Source organism: Metapseudomonas otitidis (assembly GCF_900111835.1).
GTDB classification, from domain to species: Bacteria; Pseudomonadota; Gammaproteobacteria; order Pseudomonadales; family Pseudomonadaceae; genus Metapseudomonas; species Metapseudomonas otitidis.
This window is the reverse complement of sequence record NZ_FOJP01000014.1, coordinates 194,797-205,121: the sequence shown is the minus strand read 5'-3', so window position 1 is coordinate 205,121 and position 10,325 is coordinate 194,797. Positions and strand designations below refer to the sequence as shown.

At 66.6% G+C, this 10,325-nt stretch carries 12 protein-coding genes; 5 read left to right on the top strand and 7 right to left on the bottom strand.

Annotation, left to right across the window (positions count from 1 at the left end):
* Positions 1-1,001: 1,001 nt before the first annotated feature.
* Positions 1,002-1,481 carry an alkane oxidation protein activator PraB gene (gene praB / locus BM198_RS19455; RefSeq protein WP_074971800.1) on the top strand — a complete coding sequence of 160 codons (480 nt, stop codon included), beginning with the start codon at positions 1,002-1,004 and terminating at the stop codon, positions 1,479-1,481.
* 190 nt (positions 1,482-1,671) lie between these two features.
* The gene (locus tag BM198_RS19450; RefSeq protein ID WP_074971799.1) at positions 1,672-3,138 is read left to right on the top strand and encodes an outer membrane protein transport protein; all 1,467 of its coding nucleotides are present in this window, start codon (positions 1,672-1,674) and stop codon (positions 3,136-3,138) included.
* A gap of 185 nt (positions 3,139-3,323) precedes the next feature.
* On the opposite strand, the gene BM198_RS19445 is transcribed toward BM198_RS19450, so the two are convergent.
* Entirely contained in the window at positions 3,324-3,626 is a 303-nt protein-coding gene (locus tag BM198_RS19445; protein WP_074971798.1) for a hypothetical protein, read from the bottom strand.
* Positions 3,627-3,793: 167 nt separating this feature from the next.
* On the opposite strand from BM198_RS19445, the gene BM198_RS19440 reads away from it, so the two are divergent.
* From BM198_RS19440 to BM198_RS19430, 3 genes are read left to right on the top strand one after another with little or no spacing between them, the layout of a single operon-like run.
* Positions 3,794-4,471: a hypothetical protein gene (locus BM198_RS19440; protein WP_074971797.1), complete on the top strand. Its 678-nt coding sequence runs from the start codon at positions 3,794-3,796 to the stop codon at positions 4,469-4,471.
* Positions 4,468-5,013, top strand: a complete 546-nt coding sequence (locus BM198_RS19435) for an RNA polymerase sigma factor (RefSeq protein WP_074971796.1) — start codon at positions 4,468-4,470, stop codon at positions 5,011-5,013. The genes BM198_RS19440 and BM198_RS19435 overlap by 4 nt, the downstream gene beginning before the upstream one ends.
* 45 nt (positions 5,014-5,058) lie before the next feature.
* Complete coding sequence (locus BM198_RS19430) at positions 5,059-6,006, top strand: FecR family protein (protein ID WP_074971795.1); 948 nt, start codon at positions 5,059-5,061, stop codon at positions 6,004-6,006.
* A gap of 4 nt (positions 6,007-6,010) precedes the next feature.
* Here the strand turns inward: BM198_RS19430 and BM198_RS30205 are convergent, their stop codons facing one another.
* The 6 genes from BM198_RS30205 to BM198_RS19405 form a co-directional block, all read right to left on the bottom strand.
* Entirely contained in the window at positions 6,011-6,151 is a 141-nt protein-coding gene (locus BM198_RS30205) for a hypothetical protein (protein WP_160158561.1), read from the bottom strand.
* Entirely contained in the window at positions 6,142-6,438 is a 297-nt protein-coding gene (locus tag BM198_RS29750) for a PAS domain-containing protein (protein ID WP_074971794.1), read from the bottom strand. Before BM198_RS29750 ends, BM198_RS30205 begins: the two co-directional genes overlap by 10 nt.
* Positions 6,439-6,477: 39 nt before the next feature.
* Positions 6,478-7,797 (bottom strand): methyl-accepting chemotaxis protein, encoded by a 1,320-nt coding sequence (locus BM198_RS19420; RefSeq protein WP_074971824.1) that lies wholly within the window; start codon positions 7,795-7,797, stop codon positions 6,478-6,480.
* A gap of 130 nt (positions 7,798-7,927) precedes the next feature.
* The gene (locus BM198_RS19415; RefSeq protein WP_074971793.1) at positions 7,928-9,007 is read right to left on the bottom strand and encodes a protein-glutamate methylesterase/protein-glutamine glutaminase; all 1,080 of its coding nucleotides are present in this window, start codon (positions 9,005-9,007) and stop codon (positions 7,928-7,930) included.
* Positions 9,004-9,513 carry a chemotaxis protein CheD gene (locus BM198_RS19410; protein ID WP_074971792.1) on the bottom strand — a complete coding sequence of 170 codons (510 nt, stop codon included), beginning with the start codon at positions 9,511-9,513 and terminating at the stop codon, positions 9,004-9,006. Before BM198_RS19410 ends, BM198_RS19415 begins: the two co-directional genes overlap by 4 nt.
* Positions 9,506-10,315, bottom strand: coding sequence for a CheR family methyltransferase (locus BM198_RS19405; protein ID WP_074971791.1), 810 nt, complete (start codon positions 10,313-10,315; stop codon positions 9,506-9,508). Before BM198_RS19405 ends, BM198_RS19410 begins: the two co-directional genes overlap by 8 nt.
* Positions 10,316-10,325 lie beyond the last annotated feature (10 nt).

Genomic DNA, 10,325 nt, shown 5'->3' with positions numbered 1-10,325 from the left:
TCCAACGTTCGGCTCAAACCGCGGCCTGTATCGCACCCCCTGCAGCTCAGCAGACGAGAAAGATCGCCCAATAAAGGCGGCATAAGCCCACTTTTACCTTCCTGTTCCCGCCCGTCTCGCTGCCAATCCCCTCTCGACGCATTGCCAATCCGCCGTCGGTGCCCATCTTCCAACCACCCGTTCGTGCGCCATTCTGGTGCGGTGTCCCCAATGGAAACACGCCCCCAGCCCAGACCTGACGGGGCGGTCAGCGCGTGCTCGGGAGAAAGTGTGTAGGAAGTTCCCGTTCGCACCGCTTCGCTGGGGCGCTCTAGGTCGAGGGGGACCCATCTTTTGCTAGGTATGAATCGCAGTTCACCAACCTAATCTCAGTTCCGGCGCAACGACCTGGCAAAGCCCCACACGAGTTGGGGTGTAACGCCTACGGAAAGACGCCAACAGCAACGAACCCTGGCGAATCGGTAACCATGATCGCTACGCATTGGAACGCAGCAGGGAGGTGGCAACGGATGCTCCACGTCTTCGCCCACTTGGGCCACGCACCTATCACCCGCCGGGAATCTGCCGCCCGGCTCTTTCGCGACGAAGCTTGGACAACTGCCGGCTTCGTCGTGCTCGCACCGCCTGCGAGGCGGTATCGGCAGCACCCTGTCCAGGGCCTCGGGGCCCGGATCAATCGACAGCAGTGAACGATGGCCGCCCGACTCCGGGCGGCACGGTCAGCGCCTCGCCGGGGCGTGTGAAGGACGACAAGCGCAGCCAGGGATCGCTGCATTCTCGAGAGCCGACCTTCGCATTTACCGACGGGCCTGTGGAGCCTGGAGCGGGCAGTGTGCCGCCGTGATGGACCCGAATACCCAGCCAGCAGCTGCGGGTCGACCACGGAAGGGTTCGCACCAGGTTTGAAAAGCGGTCATGGGATCAACAGGAAGGTCTGAGTGGTTCATTCCCAGGTGACCAAAACAACCATGCTTTGCTTATCAACCAAGGAACGAAAAACAATGAAAATGTCCAAAATCTCCGTTGCTACCGCTGCCCTGGCCCTCTGCATGGGCGCTTCCTCCGCCATGGCGGTGACCATCACCCCGACCAACACGAAGTTCTCCGCCAAGGGTGTATCGGTTGTGAAGCCTGGCTTCCTCAGCCCGGTCACCTGCAACGTTGAATTCGTCGGCACGACCAATAACAACAACACCGCCACCATCACTGCGGTGAACATCACCGGCGGCGGTGCTTGCGGCCTGGCTGGTACCTCCGGCCTGCCCTGGACCCTGACCGCCACCAGCACCACCACCGGCACCGTCAGCGGCGTCAAGTTCACCTTGGCCGGTATCAACTGCAGCTCCTCGCCGGTGACCGTGAGCGGTGCCTGGAGCAACGCCACCAACACCCTGACCCTGACCCCGAACCAGGCCGTTGGCACCTGCACCATCCAGAGCCTGTCGGTAAGCCCGAACCCGGCCTTCACCGTCCTGCCCTGATTGCACCGGCCCTTCCCCTTGCGGGAAGGGCCGTTTCCAGCGATCCAACCCCATAACAATTGCGCGTACCCCGTACGCCCCGAGGCGATGCCCCGAACGAACGCCGGCCGTTGAGCGGTTGTACGTCGAGTGACTTGGAAGTCCGCCATCGGATGCACCAGCGCACAACAATAAGAACCCAGGAGTTGTCATGAAGCCGTTTGTCCCGTCATCCCAACGTAACGTCCCCGCCCTGCGCCGCTCGCTGCTCAGCCTCGCCGTGGTGGGTGCCCTGCTCGGCGTCCAGCAGGCCGAGGCCGGTGCCTTCGCCGTGCCTACCTACGGCACCCCTGGTTGGGGCCGTGCCTTCGCCGGTGGTTCCCTGTGGCACAACGATCCCTCTGCTGCTTTCAACAACCCCGCAGCCATGGCCTTCATCGAGCGCCCGGTGGGGCAGGTTTCGGCGATCTATGCCGACATCGACATGAAGTTCAAAGGCCAGGCCTATGACTATGAGGGCAACCCTCGTGTCGACTACGCCGATGGTGCTGATATTGGAACCTCGAACTATCAGTCGCTCGGCGATGGTGGCAACGGCGGGTTCAGCAAATGGTTGCCCACTCAATTCCTGGTCATTCCATTAGGCGATCGCTTTGCGTTCGGCTTGGGGCAGGTCGTACCCATGGGAATGCGCAGTACGTGGGACAAGAACTTCAAAGGTAAGGACTTCGCGCTGGACACCAAGATCGAAACGGCGGCCCTGGCAGGTTCGGTGTCGTTCAAGATCGACGACCAGTGGGCCATTGGTGGCGGTGTGGTAATTCAGCGTACTCAGGGATTCGTCAGTCAGAACGTTGACCTGATGGCCGCTGCGGGCGCCGCGCCTGACTCCTTTGCCAATGGCTTGCTGCACGCGGGAGCTAGTAAGGCAACGATGCGGGTGAAGGTGGATAACGTTTCGCCAGGTTGGTTTGCCAGTGTCGCCTGGAAGCCCACGGCTCGTGACACCCTGGGCCTCGCCTATCACGCCCGCATCAAGAACGAGCTGGAGGGGAAGTACAGCTGGCACTTCAATGATGCGACGGGGATTGCCCCCTTCGACTCTCCGAGCGTGATGAATCCCGACACCTTGGCTTTTTTCTATCCAGGGCTGGTCCTCAACCCCAATGGTGATGACGCCAAGTCCCGCATGGACATCCCGGCCATGGCGGTCCTCGACTGGGTCCACGACTTCAACGACAGCTTCAGCCTGGGTGCCAGTGTCACCTGGACCCAGTGGTCGTCCTTCGAGTCCCTCAAGCTCACCTCCAACGGCAACCTGATCGTCGACATTCCCTACAACTACAAGGACACCTGGATGTACTCGCTGGGCGGTGACTACCGCTTCAACGACCAGTTGACCCTGCGGGCGGGTGTGGCGCTGGACCAGACGCCGACCCGCAACTCCACCCGTGATGCGCGCATCCCGGATGGCGATCGGACCTTCGTGTCCATTGGTGGCAGCTACCGCTTCGGCTTCGACCCGAACCTCAGCGTGGACATGGCGTACTCCCGCCAGTTCGTCGACGAGGGCCGCCTGCGCACCGTCAACCAGCCGCGTCTCGGGGGCGGCAGCATCGACGGCAAGGTTGAATCCAAGGGCCAGATTTTCAGCGTTTCGGCCACCTACCTGTTCTAAGTCGCGGTCCCCCCGCGTCATATCCCTCACGGCCCGGTTCCCGGGGCATCGGGCCGATCCGGAACAGTAAGTGGACGTTTGGGCAGGCCGATCACCCGTGTCCTCACCACGGGTGGGCCTGCCTTTTTTTACGTTCCGGGCTTCCCACGCTGCAGCCGAAACCCGGCGGGGACGGACCCTCGCCCTCAGGGACGCTGCGGGTGCACCGACTGGCCGAACTGATTGCCCATGCGCACCGACGTCGCCGCCGGCGTGGCCAGGCCCATCTGGCCGGGCGCACTGCGCTCCAGGGGTGAGCGCTGCATCGCGGCATTGCGCCGGGCGGCCTCTTCGCCTTCAGGGTTGGCCAACCTTTCGGTCAGGCATTCATAGGACAGCGCCTTGTAGCCGTTGACTTCCACGTCCACGCAGCCGCCGCTGCGCGGGGCGTCGTCGGCCAGGACCGGGACGACGACCAGAAGGGCCAGGGTGCAGAACAGGGTACGCATGTGAACCTCCGGGAAAGGGGCATGGCAGCGACTCTACGCAAATCCCCGGGCCGCGCCAGCGATGGTTTTCTTGCAGGCTCCATCACACAAATGACATGAACGGCCGTCAGCATGACCCGCTAATCGGGACGACAGTGCCCGGCTGTTCAGCGTGGGTCGTTCACCCTATGTCTAACCGGGTCATGGCCGGGTTTTGCCTGCTGGCGGCGTGCTGGATGCTGGTGGCCAGCACCCTGTGCCGGGCCGAGGCGCCGGAGCGCCAGGTGGACTTCGACATCCCGGCCCAGCCGTTGGCGGCGGCGCTGGATCGCTATGGCACCGCCACCGGCCTGGCCGTGCTGGTGGACCGGGAGCTGACACGGGGGCGTCGTTCGGCGCCGCTGAGGGGGCGCTATGGCCTTCGCCAGGGATTGGAGCGGCTGTTGGCGGGTACCGGGCTGATGGCACTGCACGCCGGGAACGAGGGGTTCACCCTGGCACCGGCCCGCCTGGCGTCGACGGCTGCGTCACGCACGGCCCAGGCCCCGCGCGGCGTGGGCAGCTTCGCCCGGGTGCTGCAGACGGCCCTGGGCCGGGCACTGTGCACCGAGCCGCTGACCCGGCCCGGCCACTACCGCGCTGCGCTGCAGCTGTGGATCGGCCGGGGCGGGCGGGTCGAGCACAGTCGCCTGCTGGCCAGCACCGGTGACCTGATGCGGGATGCGGCGCTGGTGGAGCGCCTGAGGGACATGAGGACAGACAGGGCGCCGCCCTCGTCGCTGCCGCAGCCGATCACGGTGCTGGTGGTGCCGGAGTCGGCCGCCGGCATGGAGTGCGAAACGTGGATGAACGCGGCGGGAACATGAACGACAAGGCCCCCGGCCGGCTGCTGCGGGTCTTCCTGGCCTCGTACGAGCAGTTCCGGGTGCGCCTGCGTCGCCGCCTGGGGTCCGACGACCTGGCTGGCGACGTGCTCCACGAGACCTACCTGCGGGTCGGGCGCATGGACGAGCCCGAGGACCTGCAACGCCCCGACGCCTACCTCTACCGCATGGCGCTCAACGTGGCGGCCGACCGCCGCGCCCAGGACGCGCGACTGCTGACCGGCGCCGAGGTGCAAGTGCTGCTGGAAAGCGTCGAAGAGCCCCGCGACCCGGCAGCGATCGTCGGCGGCCAGGTGGAAATCCTCGCCCTGGTCGAGGCGCTGGCCGAACTCAGCCCGCGCCGCCGGCAGATCCTGGTGGCCTCGCGCATGGAGGAGGTCCCGCACCAGGAACTGGCCCGGCGCTTCAGCATCTCCACCCGCACGGTGGAGAAGGAGCTGAAGGCCGCCCTGGCGCATTGCGCCGGCCGGCTGGAAAGAAAAGTGGTGCAGCGGTTCGGTCCCGGCGCCGGAAAACAGTCCTAGAAGCAGGCACGCGCCGAATCGATTACCCAACCCGAGTCCCCGCGCTTGAACGACGACCTCCAGCCCCTGACCGACCCCGACGGCCACCATCCCCTGCGGGACGAGGCCCATGCCTGGTTGCTGCGCCTCACCTCGGGCGAAGCCACCGGGCGGGATGCCGAGGCCTTTCGCCAGTGGTGCGCGCGCAGCACCGCTCATGCAGCTGCGTTCCGCCAGGTCCATGGCCTGTGGCAGGCCCTGGGGCCGGCGGTCGAGCGCCTGGCCTCGCCAGCCGCGCCGGTGATTCCGCTGCCATCCCGTCGCATTGGTCGACGCGCTTTCCTCGGGGGCGCCATCGCGGCCTCGGTGGCGCTGGTCATGCTGCGGCCTGCCTTGCACGACCGAGGTGACTACAGCACCGCCGTGGGTGAGCAGCGCCGCATCGAAGCGGGCGAGGGGCTGGTGCTGGAACTGAACACCGATACCCGCATCAAGCGGCAGGCGACGGGTGCCGGCCGGGTGAACCTGGAAGTGCTCGAAGGCGAAGTGGACGTACTGGCCCGCGTGCCGGTGCGGATCCTCGCTGCCGGCGGCACGGTGGACGCCCAGGGCGCGCGCTTCAACCTGCGCGCGCGGGAAGGGCAGGTGTGCGTCACCTGCCTGGCAGGCAACCTCTCACTGGTGCTGCAGGGCCATGCCCTGGTGCTCCCGGCGGGGCGCCAGCTGCGTTATGACCCGCAGCAGCGGGGCGAGCCGCAGCCCTTCGACGCGGAGCAGGTCACCGCCTGGCGACGGCAGATGCTGGTGTTCGACGACACCCCGCTGGCCGAGGTGATCGACGAGATCAACCGCTACCGCCCCGGGATGATCCTGCTGCTCAATGCCCAGCTCGGCCAGCGCCGGGTGCAGGCCCGCTTCCGCCTCGATCAGTTGGCCCAGGTGGCGGGGTTGATCCGCGATGCCTACGGCGCCCGGGTGGCCGAGCTGCCGGGTGGGGTGTTGCTGGTCGGCTAGCGCTTCAGCGTGGCGTGAGCAGTGCCTTGATGTGCCCGTCCAGTTGCTTCTGCTGGCTGATCCGCTGGTCGGCCTCACGAAGGATGGCGACGGCAGCGGCTGTGGCCTCCGGGTGGTGGCGCAGCGACAGGCAGGTCACGTCCATCCAGATGCAGTCGCCATCGGCCTTGCGCACCTGGACGTAGCCGACTTTTTTCGTGCGAGGTCTCCCAGCAGGCATGCACTGCCGGCCATCTCCTCGGGTGAGGCCAGCAGCAGGCTGCAGTGGCGACCGAGCACCTCGTCCGGCCCATAGCCCAGCAACTCCAGCAGGGGTGGGTTGGCAGAAGCGATCAGACCGTTGGCCTGGGTGTAGAGCAACGGCAGTTGCAGGCGCAGGGCGTCTGCCAACTGGGTGTCCGGTGGGGTGGCTGGTTTGTTCGGGTCGTCCACGTCGTTCTCCCCTCGGGTTGCAGGGCGCCTGGGCCCGGTTCAACGGGCCTGCAGGGTGCTGGTGAAGCGCTGGATGGTGTCGACCACCCGCTGGGCGCCGTCCTGGATGCTCTGGATGGCTCGGCCTGCTTCGTGGGCCAGTTGCACGCCCTGGTCCACCTTTTCGCAGCTCTCGCGCATGCTGCTGACGGCTTCCTGGGCCAGCTCATGGTTGCGCTTGACCACTTCGACGATCTCCTCGGTGGCCCGTGCGGTGCGGGCCGCGAGATTGCGCACCTCGTCGGCCACCACCGCGAAGCCCCGGCCCTGTTCGCCGGCGCGCGCTGCTTCGATGGCCGCGTTGAGGGCCAGCAGGTTGGTCTGGTCGGCAATGCCACGGATGGACTGCACGATGCTGTTGATCACGTCGGACTGCTGGCTCACTGCGCCGATGCGTTCGGCGGCATGGTTCAGCTCGCCGGCAATGCCCTGGACCAGCGCCACGGTACGGTTCACCACCTCCGCGCCGCCCTGGGCCTCGGCATCGGTCTGCCGCGCGGTGTCGTACGCCACATGGGCGGCTTCCGACTCGGCCTGCTGCTCCAGCACTTCGGCGGTGATATCGGAGGCGAACTTGACGATCTTGTACAGCTTGCCCCGGGTGTCGAAGACCGGGTTGTAGCTGGCTTCCAGCCAGATCACGCCGCCGTGACGATTGCGCCGCTCGAAGCGACCGCTGACGTACTCCCCCCGGTTCAACCGCTGCCAGAACTGCTGGTAGGCCGGACTGCCGGACTCTTCATGGGAGCAGAAGATCCGATGGTGCTGGCCGACCACCTCCTGTTTGCGGTAGCCGGTAACGGCGAGGAAGTTTTCGTTGGCGGCGACCACCTCGCCAGCCGGGTTGAACTCGATGACCGCCATGGAGCGGTTGATGGCGTTGATGATCGCGTCCTCCTCGTGCTCATGCAGGAGGTTGGCGCTGATGTCGGTGGCCAGCTTGATCACCTTGGTGACCCGCCCTGTGGCGTCGCGTACCGGGTTGTAGGTGGCCTCCAGCCACACGTCGCGCCCTTGCTTGTCCAGCCGCAGGAAGCGTTCGCGGATGAACTCGCCCTGGGCCAACCGCTCCCAGAAGCGCCGGTATTCGACGCTGTTAGCCAGTTCCGGCTCGCAGAACATGCGGTGGTGCCGGCCGACGATCTCGTCCAGGCGGTAGCCCATGGTGCGCAGGAAGTTGTCGTTGGCCTTGACGATGGTGCCGTCGGGCAGGAACTCGATGATGGCCTGGGAGCGGTCCAGCGCCTCGCGCAGGGCGGTGGCTTCAGCCAGGTCATCCTGGCACTGGGCAAGTTCGTTCTTGATGGCTGCACTGAACAGGATCATCTCGCTTCGCTCCAAGGTGGCGTCGGGTGTGCGGGTTCTAAACGCACGCCCGGATTCAAAAGGGCCCACCGGCACCGGCGACGGAGTGGGGAAGTCGCCGACGACGTGTCGATGGGCCGCGAACTCAGGGGCGGTCGCCCCTCAGGATGTAGGCCGGGATCTGCTCCAGGGGGATTTCCCGGTGCACCGCGTCCAGCTTGCGGGCCTCCTTGGGCATGCCGTAGACCACGCAGGTGGCTTCGTCCTGCCCGAGGGTGTAGGCCCCGGCCTCGTACATTTCCCGCAGCCCGCGGGCACCGTCGTCGCCCATGCCGGTCATGATGATGCCGGTGGCGTTGGCCCCCGCCGCGCGGGCGGCAGAGCGGAACAGCACGTCCACCGAAGGCTTGTGCCGGGACACCGGCGGGCCGTCGACGATGTCCACCACGTATTGCGCACCGTTGCGCTTGAGCAGCATGTGGCGGCCACCGGGGGCGATCAGCGCGCGGCCCGGAATCACCCGGTCGCCGTGGCGCGCCTCGCGCACCTCGATCTGGCACAGGGCGTCCAGTCTCGCGGCAAAGGCCGCGGTGAACTTCTCCGGCATGTGCTGGACGATGACGATGCCCGGGCAGACCCGGGGCAGTGCGGTGAGCACCTGCTCCAGGGCCTGGGTGCCGCCGGTGGAGGTGCCCAGGGCGACGATGCGTTCGGTGGTGCGGGTCATGGCGGCCGGGCCGCCGGCCGGCAGGATGGCGTCGGCAGTGAGCTTGGGCGCCAGGGCGGGTGCAGGGGCCGATGCGCTGCCGGGCATGCGCTTGAGGCGGGCCTGCGATGCGGCCTTGATGGCGCTCACCAGTTCTTCGGTGGCTTCGACGAGGAACTGGCGCAGGTTGCCCTGGGGCTTGGTGACGATGGCCACGGCACCGGCGGCCAGGGCCTCCATGGTGGTGGCCGCGCCTTTCTCGGTCAGGGTCGAGCAGATCACCACCGGTGTGGGGTGCTCGGCCATCAGCTTCTTCAGGAAGGAGATGCCGTCCATGCGCGGCATCTCCACGTCCAGCACGATCACATCCGGCCAGTTGCGGTTCATCCGCTCCAGCGCGAAGAGCGGGTCGGCGGCTGCGCCGATCACCTCGATGCCGCTGTGGCCGGACAGGCTGCCGGTCAGTACCTGTCTCACGACTGCGGAGTCGTCGACGATCATCACCTTGATCTTGTTCATGGCGAGCAGGCCTCGTAGCGCCGACTGGCAAGTTGTTGCGGATTGGGGTGGCGGAGCGCGATGTTGCCGCTCCACACGTCGAAGATCAGGTTGCGGTAGCCCTCGCCGCCCACATGGCGGGCTTGGCAGGTGAGGCCATGGGCGGCCAGCAGGGCCAGGCCGGCCTCGATGTTCTGCTGGCCGATGTGCCGGCGCTCGCGGGCGCCGAGCATGTTGCCGCCGCCGAACAGGCTGATGCGGTAGTCCGTGGCGCGGGTGCCGCTGTTGCGGATCTCCTGCAGCAGCAGGCGCAGGGCGGCATCGGCGTAGCGCCCGTCCGGTTCCACCCCGGGGTGGCGGCAGGCCGGCAGCATGTAGTGGCACATGCCCCCCAGGAGCGCCTCGCGGTGCCAGAGCACGATGGAGACGCAGGAGCCCAGCAGCGTGCGCAGGCGGGTGTAGCGGTCGCCGAAGTACAACTCGCCCGGCTGCAGGAACACCTCGATGACGCCCTTGGGCTTACGCATGGGGCCTCCGGTAGATCGAAGGGCGTACGGATTGCAGCTCTTCGCTGATGCCGTTGAGGCTTTCCGAATGGCTGACCAGGAAGTAGCCCCCCGGGCGCAGGCGTGCGCACAGCCGTTGCACCACCTGGCGCTTGGTGTCGGCGTCGAAGTAGATCATCACGTTGCGCAGGAAAATCACATCGAACACGCCCACGTCCGGCAGCGTGTTGTTGAGGTTGATCTGGCGGAACTGCACACGGCGCTTGAGGGCCGGGTCCAGGGTGAACAGCCCCTCGTTGCTGCCGGTGCCCCGCAGGCAGAAGCGCTGGCGCAGGTTGCCGGGGATGCCTTCGGCGTCCTCCAGCGGGTAGAGCCCGGCCCGGGCCTTGTCGAGGATGCGCGTGCTGATGTCCGAGGCGAGGATCTCCCAGGGGCGGCTTGCAACGGCATCGGCCAGCAGCAGGGCCAGGGTGTAGGGCTCCTCGCCGCTGGAGCAGGCAGCGCTCCAGATGCGCAGCGGGCCGCTGCCGCTGCGCAGCTCGGTGCCCAGCTTCTCGCGCAGGAACTCGAAGTGCTTGGGCTCGCGGAAGAAGTAGGTCTCGTTGGTGGTGAGGAGGTCGACGGCGATCTGCAGCTCCTCCTTGTCCTTCATCAGCAACTGGTAGTAGTCGCCGTAGCTGCCCAGGCCGAAATGGCGCAGGCGCTTGTTCAGCCGGCCGGCGATGAGCTGGCGCTTGGCCTCCGACATGGCGATGCCGGCGATCTCGTGGATCATTCCGCGGAACTGCTGGAACTCGCGGTTGGAGATGCTGAGATCGGTCATGGCGGGCTCC